17 protein-coding genes and 1 riboswitch are annotated in these 15,011 nt (G+C 65.1%); of the genes, 8 read left to right on the top strand and 9 right to left on the bottom strand.

Going from position 1 to position 15,011, the window contains the following annotated elements; all coding sequences use genetic code 11:
* Nucleotide 1: 1 nt before the first annotated feature.
* The 3 genes from nusB to glyA all read right to left on the bottom strand — a co-directional run bounded on the left by nusB (nucleotide 2) and on the right by glyA (nucleotide 2,513).
* On the bottom strand, nucleotides 2–502 hold the full coding sequence (nusB, locus tag APS40_RS19700; protein ID WP_055048671.1) for a transcription antitermination factor NusB: 501 nt from the start codon (nucleotides 500–502) through the stop codon (nucleotides 2–4).
* Between the two features lie 84 nt (nucleotides 503–586).
* Entirely contained in the window at nucleotides 587–1,069 is a 483-nt protein-coding gene (gene nrdR, locus APS40_RS19695; RefSeq protein WP_055048670.1) for a transcriptional regulator NrdR, read from the bottom strand.
* Between the two features lie 139 nt (nucleotides 1,070–1,208).
* Nucleotides 1,209–2,513, bottom strand: coding sequence for a serine hydroxymethyltransferase (gene glyA, locus APS40_RS19690; protein ID WP_055048669.1), 1,305 nt, complete (start codon nucleotides 2,511–2,513; stop codon nucleotides 1,209–1,211).
* 139 nt (nucleotides 2,514–2,652) lie between these two features.
* A riboswitch (ZMP/ZTP riboswitch) is annotated at nucleotides 2,653–2,735 on the bottom strand.
* A 116-nt stretch (nucleotides 2,736–2,851) separates the two neighbouring features.
* On the opposite strand from glyA, the gene APS40_RS19685 reads away from it, so the two are divergent.
* Nucleotides 2,852–3,277, top strand: a complete 426-nt coding sequence (locus APS40_RS19685) for a BA14K family protein (RefSeq protein ID WP_055048668.1) — start codon at nucleotides 2,852–2,854, stop codon at nucleotides 3,275–3,277.
* A gap of 36 nt (nucleotides 3,278–3,313) precedes the next feature.
* On the opposite strand, the gene APS40_RS19680 is transcribed toward APS40_RS19685, so the two are convergent.
* Nucleotides 3,314–3,817 carry a SixA phosphatase family protein gene (locus APS40_RS19680; RefSeq protein ID WP_055048667.1) on the bottom strand — a complete coding sequence of 168 codons (504 nt, stop codon included), beginning with the start codon at nucleotides 3,815–3,817 and terminating at the stop codon, nucleotides 3,314–3,316.
* A 156-nt stretch (nucleotides 3,818–3,973) separates the two neighbouring features.
* Between APS40_RS19680 and parC the strand changes: the two genes are divergently transcribed.
* Genes parC through APS40_RS19665 form a run of 3 tightly spaced genes read left to right on the top strand, consistent with a single transcriptional unit; the run spans nucleotide 3,974 to nucleotide 8,101 of the window.
* Nucleotides 3,974–6,253, top strand: coding sequence for a DNA topoisomerase IV subunit A (parC, locus tag APS40_RS19675; protein WP_055048666.1), 2,280 nt, complete (start codon nucleotides 3,974–3,976; stop codon nucleotides 6,251–6,253).
* Entirely contained in the window at nucleotides 6,253–7,146 is an 894-nt protein-coding gene (locus APS40_RS19670) for a hypothetical protein (protein WP_055048665.1), read from the top strand. The genes parC and APS40_RS19670 overlap by 1 nt, the downstream gene beginning before the upstream one ends.
* Before the next feature lie 43 nt (nucleotides 7,147–7,189).
* The gene (locus APS40_RS19665; RefSeq protein WP_156343004.1) at nucleotides 7,190–8,101 is read left to right on the top strand and encodes a hypothetical protein; all 912 of its coding nucleotides are present in this window, start codon (nucleotides 7,190–7,192) and stop codon (nucleotides 8,099–8,101) included.
* A 3-nt stretch (nucleotides 8,102–8,104) separates the two neighbouring features.
* Here APS40_RS19665 and APS40_RS19660 read toward each other — a convergent pair whose 3' ends face one another.
* From APS40_RS19660 to hemB, 3 genes are all read right to left on the bottom strand, one after another.
* Nucleotides 8,105–8,833: an arginyltransferase gene (locus APS40_RS19660; RefSeq protein WP_055048663.1), complete on the bottom strand. Its 729-nt coding sequence runs from the start codon at nucleotides 8,831–8,833 to the stop codon at nucleotides 8,105–8,107.
* Nucleotides 8,834–8,914: 81 nt separating this feature from the next.
* The gene (locus APS40_RS19655) at nucleotides 8,915–9,406 is read right to left on the bottom strand and encodes an RDD family protein (protein WP_197279369.1); all 492 of its coding nucleotides are present in this window, start codon (nucleotides 9,404–9,406) and stop codon (nucleotides 8,915–8,917) included.
* A gap of 216 nt (nucleotides 9,407–9,622) precedes the next feature.
* Nucleotides 9,623–10,636 carry a porphobilinogen synthase gene (hemB, locus tag APS40_RS19650; RefSeq protein ID WP_055048661.1) on the bottom strand — a complete coding sequence of 338 codons (1,014 nt, stop codon included), beginning with the start codon at nucleotides 10,634–10,636 and terminating at the stop codon, nucleotides 9,623–9,625.
* A gap of 94 nt (nucleotides 10,637–10,730) precedes the next feature.
* Between hemB and APS40_RS19645 the strand changes: the two genes are divergently transcribed.
* The 4 genes from APS40_RS19645 (at nucleotide 10,731) to APS40_RS19630 (ending at nucleotide 13,717) form a co-directional block, all read left to right on the top strand.
* The gene (locus APS40_RS19645; RefSeq protein ID WP_156343003.1) at nucleotides 10,731–11,213 is read left to right on the top strand and encodes a hypothetical protein; all 483 of its coding nucleotides are present in this window, start codon (nucleotides 10,731–10,733) and stop codon (nucleotides 11,211–11,213) included.
* A gap of 200 nt (nucleotides 11,214–11,413) precedes the next feature.
* A complete protein-coding gene (gene ldtR / locus APS40_RS19640) occupies nucleotides 11,414–11,923 on the top strand; it encodes a transcriptional regulator LdtR (RefSeq protein ID WP_055048659.1) in 510 nt (169 codons plus the stop codon).
* A 265-nt stretch (nucleotides 11,924–12,188) separates the two neighbouring features.
* Nucleotides 12,189–13,454, top strand: a complete 1,266-nt coding sequence (locus APS40_RS19635; protein ID WP_082434544.1) for a L,D-transpeptidase family protein — start codon at nucleotides 12,189–12,191, stop codon at nucleotides 13,452–13,454.
* A gap of 5 nt (nucleotides 13,455–13,459) precedes the next feature.
* Nucleotides 13,460–13,717, top strand: a complete 258-nt coding sequence (locus tag APS40_RS19630; RefSeq protein ID WP_055048657.1) for a DUF6898 family protein — start codon at nucleotides 13,460–13,462, stop codon at nucleotides 13,715–13,717.
* A 64-nt stretch (nucleotides 13,718–13,781) separates the two neighbouring features.
* Here the strand turns inward: APS40_RS19630 and APS40_RS19625 are convergent, their stop codons facing one another.
* Nucleotides 13,782–14,249, bottom strand: a complete 468-nt coding sequence (locus APS40_RS19625; RefSeq protein WP_055048656.1) for an SRPBCC family protein — start codon at nucleotides 14,247–14,249, stop codon at nucleotides 13,782–13,784.
* 34 nt (nucleotides 14,250–14,283) lie between these two features.
* Nucleotides 14,284–15,006 (bottom strand): DNA repair protein RecO, encoded by a 723-nt coding sequence (gene recO / locus APS40_RS19620; RefSeq protein ID WP_055048655.1) that lies wholly within the window; start codon nucleotides 15,004–15,006, stop codon nucleotides 14,284–14,286.
* Nucleotides 15,007–15,011 lie beyond the last annotated feature (5 nt).

Raw genomic sequence — 15,011 nt, 5'->3', positions numbered from 1 at the left:
CCTACCTGGACTTCGTCGCTTCGTCGTCGCGCCCCGCGGCGCGCGCCACGCCGTCGAGCACGGCATTGACCATCTTGGGCGCGTCATCCTCGTAGAACGCCTTGGCGACGTCCACGTACTCGGTGATGACAACCCGCGCCGGAATATCCTTGCGCCGCAGCAACTCAAACGTCGCCGCACGCAGGATCGCCCTGAGCGTCGCGTCGATACGCGGCATCGGCCAACCGTCGACCAGCGCATTGTCCACCGCGGGATCGATCTGCAGTTGCGCCTTGATCACCCCGGTGACGATCTGGCGGAAGAAATCGGCATCGGCCGGCAGATATTCCTCGCCCTCGACCTCGCGGCCGACATGGATCGCGCTGAACTGGCTCAAGGTATCCTCGAGCGTCTGGCGACCCACGTCCATCTGATAGAGGGCCTGGACGGCAGCGAGGCGCGCCGCGCCGCGCTGGTTGGCAGTGCGAGGGGCGGATGGATCACGTGGCTTGGGCTGGGCCATATCTGGGGAATTCATTCTGTTGTGCGCGTCGAACGCGCAATGAGCTGCCCGCTGGCTTAGCCACTGGACGCGGGAACCGCAATCTCAATCGTCGTCGTGATTGGGCTTGTTGCGCTCGTCGTCACCCAGCTCGGTGAGGAAGGAGCGGAAATCGTCGGCTGCCGAGAAATTCTTGTAGACCGAAGCGAAGCGCACGAACGCAACGTCGTCGAGCCCCTTCAGTCCTTCCATCACGAACTCACCGATTTGATCGGAGGTCACCTCGACGTCGCCCAGGCTCTCGAGCTGGCGGACCACGCCCGAGATCATGCGCTCCACCCGCTCCGGCTCGACGTCGCGCTTGCGGATGGCGGTGCCAACCGAGCGCGCCAGCTTGTCACGATCGAACGGCACCTTGCGGCCGGATTTCTTGACCACCAGCAGTTCGCGCAGTTGCACGCGTTCGAAAGTGGTGAAGCGTCCGCCGCAGCTGGGGCAGATCCGCCGGCGGCGAATGGCGTTCGAATCCTCGGTCGGGCGGCTGTCCTTGACCTGCGTATCGTCATTTCCGCAATAGGGGCAGCGCATCGATGTTCCTCTTCACTCATGGGCCTGCGCCCCGGTCCCTGCGCGCCGCCCCTCTCCCCGTTGGGGAAGCCGGACGAGGGGCGAGCCCTCGCCGGCAGGTGGCGCGTTACGCCGGATGGGGGCGCAGCCCCAGGCCATCTTAGTCGGCGTAGATCGGGAAGCGGGAGGTCAATGCCATGACCTTATCGCGCACCGCCGCTTCCACCGCGGCATTGCCTTCGTCGGAATTGGCTTCGCGCAGACCATCCAGCACCTCGACGATCAGCTTGCCGATCTCGCGGAACTCCGCCTCGCCGAAGCCGCGGCTGGTTGCCGCCGGCGTGCCGAGACGAACGCCCGAGGTGACGAACGGCTTTTCCGGATCGAACGGAATGCCGTTCTTGTTGCAGGTGATGTAGGCACGGCCGAGGCCGGCTTCCGCCCGCTTGCCGGTGGCGTTCTTCTTGCGCAGGTCCACCAGCATCAGGTGATTGTCGGTGCCGCCCGAGACCACGTCGAGGCCGTTCTCGATCAGCGTCGCGGCGAGAGCCCGGGCATTGGCCACCACCTGGCGGGCGTAGGCCTTGAACTCGGGCTGCAGCGCCTCCTTGAAGGCCACGGCCTTGGCCGCGATGACATGCATCAGCGGACCGCCCTGCAGGCCGGGGAACACCGCCGAGTTGATCTTCTTGGCGATGGCTTCGTCGTTGGAAAGGATCATGCCGCCGCGGGGGCCGCGCAGCGACTTGTGCGTGGTGGTGGTGACCACGTGCGCGTGCGGCACCGGCGAGGGGTGCACGCCACCGGCAACGAGGCCGGCAATGTGGGCCATGTCGACCATGAGATAGGCGCCGACTTCATCGGCGATCTCGCGGAAGCGCGCCCAGTCCCAGACGCGCGAATAGGCGGTGCCGCCGGCGAGGATGAGCTTGGGACGGTGCTCGCGGGCCTTCTGCGCCACCTCGTCCATGTCGAGCAGGTGATCGTCCTGGCGGACGCCATAGGAGACGACCTTGAACCACTTGCCGCTCATGTTGACGGGCGAGCCGTGCGTCAGGTGGCCGCCGGAGTTGAGGTCGAGCCCCATGAAGGTGTCGCCCGGCTCAAGCAGCGCCAGGAAGACGGCCTGATTCATCTGCGAACCGGAGTTCGGCTGGACGTTGGCGAAATTGGCGCCGAACAGTTGCTTGGCGCGCTCGATCGCCAGGTTCTCGGCGATATCGACATACTGACAGCCGCCGTAATAGCGCTTGCCCGGATACCCCTCGGCATACTTGTTGGTCATGATCGAGCCCTGGGCCTCGAGCACGGCCTTGGACACGATGTTTTCGGACGCGATCAGCTCGATCTCGTGCTGCTGGCGGCCGAGTTCCAGCTTGATGGCCTCGGCGATCTCGGGATCGGTTTCGGCCAGTGTGTTGGTGAAGAAACGGGGAAAGAGCGGAAGGGACGTGGCGGCGCTCATTTGGCGTCTCCCGAGGCAGCAGGATTGAGGGCGTTTCGGCTGGCGTGCGTGTAGCACGCCGGTTCCGGCGATTCCAAGCTGAGGAGGGCCTGGCAATATCTGTGGATCGTCCGGTGCATGCGGGCTCCCATGAGGTTACGAGGGGTGCCCAGGCGAGCGGCAATTGCTCGTTCGCGTTCCCCGATGGTGCCCCATCTGATCTCGCCAGTCGCGCGAACGCTCCCTTATCGCAGAGTTGCCGCAGCTGTGAAAGCCCCTGCCGTGCCTCGGGCAACTATGCCGGTGTCGCAGCGTTGTCCTCGTAAGCGTCAGCTCAACAAGAAGACCAGGAGTCTCACATGAAAAAGCTCGCTTCCGCCATCGTCGCCGCAGGTCTCACCGGCATCATGATGATCCCAGCCCCCGCCAGCGCCGCCTCGGTCAATGTCAGCATCGGCGCCCAGCAGCGCTACGTCTCCGAGCGCTGCATGGAGCATCCGAACTGGCGCGGCTGTGGCGACTGGCGCCGCAACCATAGCCACTGGACGCACAACGACTATCGCAACTGGTACCGGTGGAACCAGCCGAACCTGGGCAGCGTCGCCGCGGGGATTTTCGGCTTTGCCGTGGGTGCGGCCATCGTCGGCAGCATGAACCGCAACAGCGATTCCTATGACCGTTACGACGGTCACGTCGCCGCCTGCGAGGCGCGGTATCGCTCGTACAACGCCGAAACCGACATGTTCCTCGGCTATGACGGCCGCTACCACCGCTGCAATCTCTGATTGCCGTTGGCGGGGGCGCCCGCGCGGCGTCCCGGCCTAGCCCTTGGGCGGTCTGACGAAGTGCACCAGCCGCCCGCAGCGCGGCACGAGGTTCATCCAGCCGGGGATGTCGCAGTCGATGACGGCGATGCCTCCGGTTGGAAAACCTCCAATCGGCTCGCCGCTGCCGCTCAAGCTCAGCGCCGTCCGCTGGGTCGCGCTATTGTGCCCCACCAGCATCAGCACCCTGGCGTCCCCGCCCCGCTCGGCGAGCAAGCCAAGATAGTCGTGGTCGCGGCGGTCATACACCGCATCGCTCCAGACCAGGTCGGCCGGCGGACTGTCGGCAGGCAGGCGCGCCATCGCCAACTCCAGCGTTTCGCGCGTGCGGCGGGCGGTGGAACAGACGATGCGATCGGCCAGCCAGCCCTGCGCGCCAAGGGTTTCGCCGATCCATCGTGCGGCCGCGATACCCCGCGGCGCCAGGGGGCGATCGAAATCGGCGAGCCCAGGGTCATCCCAGGCGGATTTGGCATGACGAACGAGGATGAGGCGGAGCATCCGTCGATCGTAGCTGAAGCTCTCGCCGAGGCAACCGCAACAGCCTGACGGGTGCTGTCGGCACACGCGAAACTGCGGGGATACAGCGTTGCTGCACCCCGGTCCGAGGCCGAGTCGCTATAGTGCGCAGATGATTCGCACGACTGAGACCACACGATGAGCGACGATCCCGATACCGTTCCGCCCGATGGCGAGAGCAAGCGGATCGTAGACCTCCGCCAGGCGCTCGAAGAGCGCTATCTCTCCTACGCCCTCTCCACCATCACGCAACGCGCCCTGCCCGATGCACGTGACGGCCTGAAGCCGGTGCATCGCCGGATTCTCCACGCCATGCGGCTGCTGCGGCTCGATCCGGGTGGCGCCTACAAGAAATCGGCCAAGGTGGTCGGCGACGTGATCGGTAGCTTCCACCCGCACGGCGACCAGTCGATCTACGACGCGATGGTCCGCCTGGCGCAGGATTTTGCCATGCGCTATCCGCTGGTCGACGGCCAGGGGAATTTCGGCAATATCGACGGCGACGGGGCAGCGGCCTACCGCTACACCGAAGCCCGCATGACCGAGGTGGCCTCGCGGCTGCTCGAAGGCATCGGCGAGAACGCGGTCGACTTCAAGCCGACCTATGATGGCGCCACCGAGGAACCCTCGGTGCTGCCGGCAAACTTCCCCAACCTTCTGGCCAACGGCTCGACCGGCATCGCCGTCGGCATGGCCACATCGATCCCGCCGCACAACGTGGACGAGATCTGCGACGCGGCGCTGCACCTGATCAATAACGGGCGCGACGCCACCACCACCGCCGATGTGATGCACTATATCCCCGGGCCGGATTTTCCGACCGGCGGCATCCTGGTGGAAAGCCAGGCTTCGATCCTCAATTCGTACGAGACTGGCCGCGGCTCGTTCCGGCTGCGGGCCCGCTGGCAACGGGAAGACAAGGGCCGCGGCGTCTACCAGATCGTCGTCACCGAAATTCCCTATGGGGTGCAGAAGTCCAAGCTGGTCGAAAAGATCGCCGAGCTGCTGCTCAACAAGAAGTTGCCGCTGCTCAAGGATATCCGCGACGAGAGCGCCGACGACGTCCGGCTGGTGATCGAGCCGCGCGCCGGCACGGTCGACCCGGCGATCCTGATGGAGCAACTGTTCAAGCTCAGCGACCTCGAGCAGCGCATCTCGCTCAACATGAACGTGCTCGACCGCGGCGTGGTGCCGCGGGTGATGAGCCTCAAGGAAGCGATCGTCGCCTGGCTCGAGCACCGCAAGGACGTGCTGGTGCGCCGCACCAACAACCGGCTGGCCGAGATCGCCCGCCGGCTCGAGGTGCTCGACGGCTACATCGTCGCCTATCTCAACCTCGACGAGGTGATCCGCATCATCCGCGAGGAGGACGACGCCAAGGCTTCGCTGATGGCGACCTTCAACCTGACGGACGTGCAGGCGGAAGCGATCCTCAACATGCGGCTGCGCTCGCTGCGCAAGCTCGAAGAGATCGAGCTCAGGACCGAGCACAAGACCCTGAGCGAGGAGCAGGCCCATCTCAACGCCCTCATCGCGTCGGAGCGGCGGCAGTGGGGCGAGATCGCCAAACAGATCGCCGAACTGAAGAAGGCCTATCCGAAGTTCGAGAAGGACGGTGTCACCCCGCATCCGCTATGGGGCCGCAAGACCGACTTTGCCCAGGCGATGGAGATCGACCACGAGGAAGTGGCGACGCAGATGATCGAGCGCGAGCCGATCACCGTCATCCTCTCCGAGAAGGGCTGGATTCGCTCGATGCGCGGGCACACCACGGAAATCGATGAGAAGGGCTTCAAGACCGGCGACCGGTTGAAGCTGTTCATCCACGCCCAGACCACCGACAAGCTGCTGCTGCTGTCGACAGGGGGCAAGGTGTTCACCCTGGCCGGCGATCGCCTGCCCGGCGGCCGCAGCCAGGGCGAGCCGGTACGGCTGATGGTCGATATCGAGGAGGGCCAGGACCTGGTCGACCTGTTCGTCTACCGGCCCGGACGCAAGCGGGTCATTGCCTCGCGCAAGGGCGATGGCTTCGTCGTCGCCGAGGACGAACTGATCGCCAATACCCGCAAGGGCAAGCAGGTGCTGAACGTCTCTGGCACCGAGGAGGCGCGGGTGATCGCCCCGGTCGAGGGCGACATGCTCGCGGTGATCGGCGAGAACCGCAAGATGGTGGTGTTCCCGCTCGAAGAGCTTCCCGAAATGAGCCGGGGCAAAGGCGTGCGGCTGCAGAAATACAAGGACGGCGGGCTGAGCGACCTCAAGACTTTCGCCTCCGATGCGGGGCTCACCTGGACCGATTCTTCTGGCCGAACCTATACCAAGGCAATGGCCGAGCTGACCGAGTGGCTCGGCGAACGGGCCTCGGCCGGTCGGCAGCCCCCGACCGGGTTCCCGCGCAACAACCGGTTCGTCGGCTAGTGGCCGCTCGCGACTGCGTGCTGTTCGTCACGCATCGCTGGAGTCCCAGCATCGCGGCGCACTATCGGCGGCTGCAGCGACAGGCCGGCCACCTGCTGGACGTGCTGCTGGTCTACCAGGGCGAGGCGGTTCCCGCCGGTATGACCCCCGACATCGTAGTGGCCGGTGGCGAGATCGCAGCGATCTTCCCGAACCGGATCGCCGAGGGCGGCAGCAACTGGCCGTTCCATTCGGCCGATCTGGTATGGATGACAGCCGCGGGAATGGCGCCGGCTTCCAGCTACGAACGGGTCTGGGCGCTGGAGTACGATGTCGATTTCAGCGGCGACTGGGCAACGTTCTTTGGGCAGGCCGTGAACTACGACGGCGATCTGCTGGGCGTCGACCTCCGCCCGCTCAGCGTGACGCCCGGCTGGTGGAACGCCGGGGGCTATCGGCAGCCGGGGGGCCTGCCCGAGCCGTTGATCGGCTTCTTCCCGATCGTCTGCGCCAGCCGAGCGCTCATCAAGGCCTATCGCAGCGAACTTGAACGGGAGGATTGGGGCGGGCATTTCGAAATGGTGCTGCCCTCCTTTGCGGCGTCGAGAGGTTTCCTCGTGCGTGAGATCGGCGGCGATACCGACCATACCCCTTGCGAGCGGCGTGGCCTCCACTACACGACGCCGCGCATGGTCGGCAAAGTGGCCGCCACCTTCACCTTCCGGCCGCCCCGGTCGTTCCGCTACTACGTCGAAGCCCCCGGGGTGTTCCGTCAGCCCGATCGGTTGTACCACCCGGTCAAGTCCGACCTTCCCCTGGCAACGCGCCTGGCGTTCCGCTGGAAGCATCTTGGCGATCGGTGGGTGCTGGTGCGCAATCGGCTGTTGCGGCGGGACCCTCCCCTGCGCCATTAGGAGCTTCCGCACTGAGCAGGACGACGCCGGAGAATAGCCCACCTTGACTGAGCCTACGCACCGCCGCGACTGCGCGACATTCGTCACGCACGTCTGGACCCCTGAAATCGCCGCGCACTACGCCCGGCTTCGGCGGGAGGCCGAAGGGGTGCTCGACGTCTTCCTCGTTTACCAGCAGGGAAACGACGAGCACGTCCTGCCCGAAGGGCTGCAACCCGACGTGGTGGTCCGCATGGCCGACAGTGCGCCGCATTTCCCACTGCGTTACGAGGAATATCTGCAGCGCCCCGACCCGTGGGGCTACGTCGATCTGGTCTGGCTCACGGCGTTCCTGTCGTCCCGGCTTGCGGCCTATGAGCGGTTCTGGCTGGTGGAGTACGACGTTGATTTCTCCGGCGACTGGGCCACATTCTTCAGCGCGGCTGCGGCCTATGACGGCGATCTGCTGACCACCCGCATCCGGCCGCTCAGCGCCGATCCGACCTTTCACTTCGCCCCGATCTATCGCCAGCCGGCATCGGCTCCAGCCGACCCGCTGGTGGTGTTCATGCCGATCTCGCGCATCTCCCGCCGCCTGCTCGAGCACTATCGCGACACGTTGCTGCAGCCCGGCTGGCACGGGCATTTCGAGATGGTGCTGCCTTCGATGGCGCGGGCCGACGGCTTCGTCGTCGCCGAGATCGGCGGCGACGATGCGCTGGTGCCGGGGGAGCGACGCGGGTTGCACTATGACGGTACTTTCGCCGATCTCAAGTCGACGCGCACCACGCATGCCTACCGGCCGCCGCGCGGCTTCCGCTACTTTGGCGACGCGCCGCGTCGGTTCCGCCAGCCCAATCGCATCTACCACCCGATCAAGGTGGGAATGACGCTACGCCGCCGTCTGCACATGCGCTGGCTGCCGCAGTTGCAACAATTGCGGGCGTTCTCGCGCTGGCTGAGGGGAAAGCGCTGAGGCTTACTCAAGCCGACGCCAGCCCAACGGGCCGCGTTGCACTTCGAGCGGCCGGAACTGGCCCTTGTAGGCCATCTTGGGCGAATCCTTCACCCAATAGCCGAGGTAGACATAGGTGAGCGCCGCCAGCTTCACCTGCTCGATATGATCGAGGATCAGCAGGTTGCCGAGCCCGCGCTTGTCGAGCAGCGGATCATAGAAGCTGTAGACCATCGACAGGCCGTCGGGCATCACGTCGGTCAGCGCGACGGCGACAAGCGGGCGCTGCGGGTGCGAGGTCATCCGATACTCGACCACCACGGTCTGCACCGGAGTATCCTCGACCATGTACTCGTAGTCGACGAAGCTCATCTGGGTCATGCCGCCGCCGGCGTGGCGGGCATCGAGATAGCGCTTGAACAGTGCAAACTGCTCGGCGGTGGCGCGCGGCTGGCATACTTCCACGGCGATATCGGCGTTGGCCTTGAGGACACGGCGATAACGGGCCGAGGGCGAGAATTCCTGGGCCACGATGCGGACCGATTGGCAGGCGGAGCAGCCGTCGCAGGCCGGCCGGTAGATCAGGTTCTGGCTGCGGCGAAAGCCATTGTCGCTCAGCAGATGGTGGAGCGACGCCGCCCGGCGACCGGTCAGGTGGGTAAAGAGCTTACGCTCCTGACGACCCGGCAGATACGGACATGGCATCGCCGCCGTGAGGAAGAGCTGGGTGTTCTCGGGCGTCTGATCGGTCATCGTCGTCCTTCGAGCGATGCCCAGAGGATAGACGCGACCTGATGGCCCGGCAATGGTCCATCATGCCTCAGCGCACCGGGATCAGGCGGAGTGCATGCCGCCGGAGCGCCAGAAGCGCTGCATGGGCGAACGGCGCAGCATCAGCGTGCCGACGATGAGATCGTGCAGCATCTGCTGGCGGGGGGTGAACAGCGCGAACAGGATCGAGAACGGCCAGGAGATCCATACCGTCACCCAGAACAGGATGGGGTGGATGAGGATGCTCCAACCGTTGAGCGGCGTGCCGCGCACCGGGGTCAAGACGATATCCATCATCTGCATGCCGACCGTGGCGCGCATCGGCGAGCCGAGCGTCGCGGCGTAGTAGCCCAGGATCGCCACCGGAATGATGATCGGCAGCGCCAGCAGCCCAAGCCCCAGCGTCACGATGCCGAAAATGCCGCCGACCAGCAGCGCCGCAATGGTAATGAAGGTGATGATCACGCAGTCGATGAGCCACGCCGCAGCGCGGCGCAGCAAGACGCCATCGAACAGTTCCGGCGCGCTGGACGGGTCGGGAAGGTGATCGCTCATGGTGTTGCCCTGGTTCATGAGCAAGAGATGGGGACCATGAGGTCCCACACAAGTGGTCGGGCGGAAAAAGGCTGATCCGGTGCGGGTTGCCCCCCACCCTTGTCCCCTCCCCGCAAGGGGGAGGGAGATCCCTACACTGACATCGAGGCTGTAGTCCCCCTCCCCCTTGCGGGGAGGGATCAAGGGTGGGGGTCCGCAGCCACCGGCTCCTGGGATCTACTTGTTCAGCAGCCGCGCCGCCTCGAGCGCGAAATAGGTGAGGACGCCATCGCACCCTGCCCGCTTGAAGGCCACGAGACTCTCCAGCATGGCGCCCTCGCCATCGATGGCCCCGGCTTCGGCCGCGAAGCGGATCATCGCGTACTCGCCTGACACCTGGTAGGCGAGGAGCGGCACATCGAAGGCGTCGCTGCAACGCTGGATGATGTCGAGATACGGCATTCCCGGCTTCACCATCACCATGTCGGCGCCCTCGGCGATATCCTGCGCCACCTCGCGCATGGCCTCGTCCGAGTTGGCGTAGTCGAGCTGGTAGGTGCGCTTGTCGCCGACCAGCCGGCTACCAGAGCCCACCGCCTCGCGGAACGGACCGTAATAGACCGAGGCGAACTTGGCCGAGTAGGCCATGATGGCGACGTGGTCGAACCCCTCGTCGTCGAGCGCCCGGCGGATGGCGGCGACGCGGCCATCCATCATGTCGGAGGGCGCAATGATGTCGGCCCCTGCCCTTGCCTGCATCAGCGCGGCCTTGACCATGGCCTCGACCGTCTCGTCGTTCAGGATCTCGCCACCGCGGACCAGCCCGTCCTGGCCGTCCGACGAGTACTCGTCGAGCGCCACATCGGTGATGAGGCCGATCTCGACCCCGGCATCGCGGATGGCGCGAACCGCCTGCCCGGTGAGGTTGTCCGGATTCCAGGCCTCGCTGCCGTCAGCATTGCGACGGTCGTCTTGTGTATTGGGGAACAGCGCCAGCGCCGGAATGCCCTGGGCGGCGGCGGCCTTCGCCGCCTCGACCACGAGGTCGACGCTCAACCGCTCGACACCGGGCAAGGTACGGATGGCGGTGCGTTCGTTGCGTCCCTCGATGATGAACAGGGGCCAGATCAGGTCGTGCGGGGTGAGCACGGTCTCGCGCACCATGTTGCGCATCCAGCCGGTGCGGCGCAGCCGTCGCTGGCGCCGACCACCGAGAAAGCTCATGTCGTGCTTGGGCCAGTTCGTGCTCATCCAGACGCTCCGTAGGAGCCTCCCCCATGCGTGGCAGGGTGAAATGCTCCGAGTCCTTGGTTGTGGCGCTCGCGAGCCGGGAAAGTCCGCAACCTTGCCGAGCGCTCTAGGGTCGCCGCGCTTCTATCAGGCGCCGGCGCTTCGCGCCAAGGCTGCGCTTGTCGCACTCAGCCATCCGCGCTATCCACGCGCTATGGATTTGAAGAGCGAACTTGCCGGACGCTACCTGCGGATCATCGCCATCGTCGCGTTGCTGCTCGGGCTAGCCGATGCGTCGCGTCTGCTCGGGGTTTCGTCGGGCGCGGTCAGCCCGATCGCCCAGCTCGGCCCGACCGGCTTCGCGTTCCTCACCGTCTTCTGCCTCGCCCGCCTGTTCGCCGCGGTCGGCCTGTGGCTGCGCGCCAGTTGGGGCGCGGTGCTATTGGTCGGAGCCACCGTGGTGGAGCTGGCGCTGTATCTGGGCGGCGTACCCGGGGTGGAGATCGGGGCCTTCGGATTCGCCCTGCGACTGCTGATGGTGGGCGGGATCGCGGTGCTGTTCTTCCTCAACTTCCGGCTGCGCCGCGCCCACGACTAGGCGCTCGCAAGGGTCGGTAACGGACGATTCAGGTTACAATTTTCTGACCCGCGGTTACCTCTCGTAAAGCCAAATTCCTGAACTTTTTCCGTAAGATAGTTTTAAGTCTACGGCTTAAGGCGATCTTATTTGGGCCCCCGTAATTTGGGGCCTATGAGACGCGAAGAAATCGCGCAAGACGACAGGACAGTGAGGCAACAATGGCAATCAAATCCAACGCCGCAGAGGCAATGGTTCCGGAAGAAGCCCAGGGGCTGAAGCCGCTCTACCTCGAAGCCGTCAGCCGTGTCGAACGGCTCCATCGCCGGCTGCTCGACCTGATCAAGGACGAGTTCGACCGGATGGGCTGGGACGACATCAATCCCGTCCAGGCGCTGCTGATGTTCAACATCGGCGATGCCGAGATGACCGCCGGCGAGTTGCGCTCGCGGGGCTACTACCTGGGCTCGAACGTTTCGTACAATCTCAAGAAGCTGGTCGAGACGGGCTACATCTTCCAGGAGCGCTCGCGCTCCGACCGCCGCTCGGTTCGCATCCGCCTTACCCCCAAGGGCGAGGAAGTGGCCGAGGTGATCGACGAACTCTACGATCGTCACCTCAAGTCGATCGAAAAGGTCGGCGGCCTCAACGGCGAGACCTTCGAGGGCCTCAACAAGGCGCTGGGTCGGCTGGAGCGCTTCTGGGTCGACCAGATCCTCTACAAGCTCTGATCTCGATCAAAGCTCACCCAACCAGTGTGGCATCCTTGCCACAACAGGTTCAGCAAACGCCGGCTTTAAGCCGGCGTTTCTTATTTATGCCCAGAATGCAGCTATTGCATCGAACCAATTGCGGATCGATCCCTCGTCGCCGCAAGTCCCTGGGTCCTGTGCGTCCGATCGTCCGGCAGTTCAAACCTGCTTGACCGCGTTGGAGCTATTCCGGGGTCGATGCTATGAGGGACAACCTCTCGGATTGGCGACTTTGGGTGACTTGATGCGACTGAATCGACGGAACCTCCTCACCTCCATGGCGGCGATGGGCGCTGGTCTCGCGATGCCGGCGATCGCGCGGGCGCAGGAAGACAACTTCTGGGACTCCCTCAACAAGGAGAACCGGATCAAGAACGTCGACCAGGAGGGCAACACCGCGACCGCCAAGAGCCTCGTCGATACCATCGAGCCGATCCTCAGCTACGACACCTCGTACAACCTGCAGCTCGCCATCCAGAACTACGAGGCGTTCATCGCTGCCAACGGCAGCTGGGAAGCGCCGACACGCGAAACTTTCGGGCTGAAGCTGGGCGTGTCGCGCCGCGCCGCTGCGCTGTTGAAGCGTCGCCTGATGATCAACGGCGACATGCCGCTCGAAAAGCGCGTCAACGACGAGTTCGATGCGGGGCTCGACGCGGCAGTGCGCCTATTCCAGGCCCGCCATGGCCTGGTCATCAACGGCACCGTGGACGAAGCGACCTTCTACGCGCTGTCCGTGCCGGCCGACTACCGCCTCAACCAGCTCCGCCTCAACGCGCAGCGCATCGATCAGTGGGCTTCGGCGCTCTCCGATCGGTACGTCGTGGTGAATATTCCGGCTGCCATGGTCGAGGCGGTCGAGGGCGCGCAGGTGGTGCAGCGCCACAACTCGGTGGTCGGCAAGGTCGACCGCGCGACGCCGATCCTCAACTCCAAGATCTTCCAGGTGAAATTCAATCCCTACTGGACGGTGCCCAAGAGCATCATCGAGAAGGATCTGATCAAGTACATGAACGAGGATCCGGAGTACCTGACCAAGTTCCGCATCCGCATCTTCGACGGCAAGGGCAACGAGATTCCGCCGACGGCGATCAACTGGCAGACCACCGAGGCGGTGAAGTACACCTTCCGGCAGGACCCGGGCGGCGAGAACTCGATGGGTCACTGCAAGATCGACTTCTACAACAAGTACGACGTCTACATGCACGACACGCCGCAGAAGGCGCTGTTCGGCGAGAACGCCCGCTTCCACTCGTCGGGCTGCATGCGCTGCGAGAACATCGAGGAGCTGGTGGCCTGGCTGTTGCGCGACAATGGCGGCGGCTGGACCCCGGAAAGCGTGATGGCTGCCTGGGAACAAGGCATGCGCGAGGATATCAAGCTCGACGTGCAGGTCCCGATCCACACAACCTACATCACCGCCTGGGCCAACCGGCAGGGCACGGTGAGCTTCCGCGACGACGTCTACCAGTTCGACGCGCAGGGCATCGTCAACTTCGCCCAGGGCTGATCGAGATGGCCGGCCCCGACGACAATCGTCCGGCCGGCCGACACCCTTCCGGGCAGCGAGTCCTCTTCGAGTTTACGCAACTCGGCCAGCAGATGCGCGTCGCCGCCATCGACGAGGCGACCGGCACCGAGGTGGTGGTCATCGCCCCGTTGAGCGCGACCCCGTTGCAGATGCGGTCGCTGGCGCTCGGCAAGCTCCGGCGCAAGCTCGGCGGCGAGGAGCCGCCACCATCTCCCGGGCCAAAGCCGGCGAAATACGCTTAGTCAGTTCTCGGATAGCCGCGCTCCCCACTCACGGTGTGACCGGGGTGAGATGAGCAGCCGCCCCCTAATTCCCCGTCACGTACTTGGCCAGATTGTCCAACGAAGACCTCAACCCCTCGTGGTGGTCCTCCTTGCTGATGCCAGGGGGCACGTCCTCGGCAAGGAAGATGACGCGCGTGCCGCCTTGGGCCGCCTCGAGGTCCCAGACCATACGCATCGTGCCGGCAAAGGCGGGGTCATCGCTTCTGAAGCGCACCAGTTGCACGACCCGCCGCCCAGGCACCAGTTCGGCGAACTCGGATTCGACGACATCGGTATCGGTGGTGGTCTTGCCGTGGCCGGGTGCGTCGTAGTGCAGCGCCATTCGGAAGGCGCCACCCGGGCGTGGTTCGAACTCGAGGAGTTCGCCGGTCATCCCCTGTGGAGGCAACCACGCCAGCAATGCCTCGCGATCGACGAACGCCCGGTAGATGGTCTCGGCCGGCGCGGCGATGACCAGCGATGCCGTATCGATGCGCAGGTGATCCGCCATTCTCGATTTCTCCCAGCAGTCCCGCGTCGATCGATCAAACGTCGGGCTTTGATACCAGTTCAACAAATGTATCGCGGATCGCAGGCGGCTGCAGTTGCCGCGGCATCCACACATGCATGTCCAGGAAATGCCCGGTCAGCCGGAAGGCGTCGGCCACATCGTCGCCAGTGGGATCGGCACTGGTGATCAGGAATGGCGGCAGTCGCAACAGGCGGGGCAGATAGGGTTCGGCGGCGGCGCGGCTCACCGCCCTGCCCGATTTTGGCGAGACATGCGTCAGTTCGCGCGTCACGCCGGTTGCAGCGCAGCTCGCGAGGTCAAGACCGAAGCCCAACTCGTCGAGCAGGATCAGCTCGAAGCGCGCCACCGAGGCACCGAGCTCGAGCAGAGTGCCCTGCTGGTCGAGAATGCGAATGGCCAGCCCGAGCAGGCGGTCATGCGGGTCGCGCTCCGGCAGCAGGCGCAGGTGCTCGCAGACGATCTGACTGGCATAGAGTTTTGCCCGATCGGCGATCAGTCCGGCGGCGCGGGCCTCGAGCAGCTCCAGGGTGAAGGTGCCCAGATGCTCCTCCAGCCGCGCCCGCCAGCTGACCTGTACGGAGTTGCCGGGCTGCAGGGTCGCGGCGAGCTTGGAGGAACGGCCTCCCCGGATCAGCCCGAGCTGCCGCCCCCTGCCCTCGACCATCACTTCGGCGATGACGCTCGACTCGCCGTGCCGGCGAACGCCGACTATGAGGCCCTCACCGTCCCACTGCATGGACT

It is taken from the genome of Devosia sp. A16 (assembly GCF_001402915.1).
Taxonomy (GTDB): domain Bacteria; phylum Pseudomonadota; class Alphaproteobacteria; order Rhizobiales; family Devosiaceae; genus Devosia_A.
This window is presented reverse-complemented; position numbering and strand designations above follow the sequence as displayed.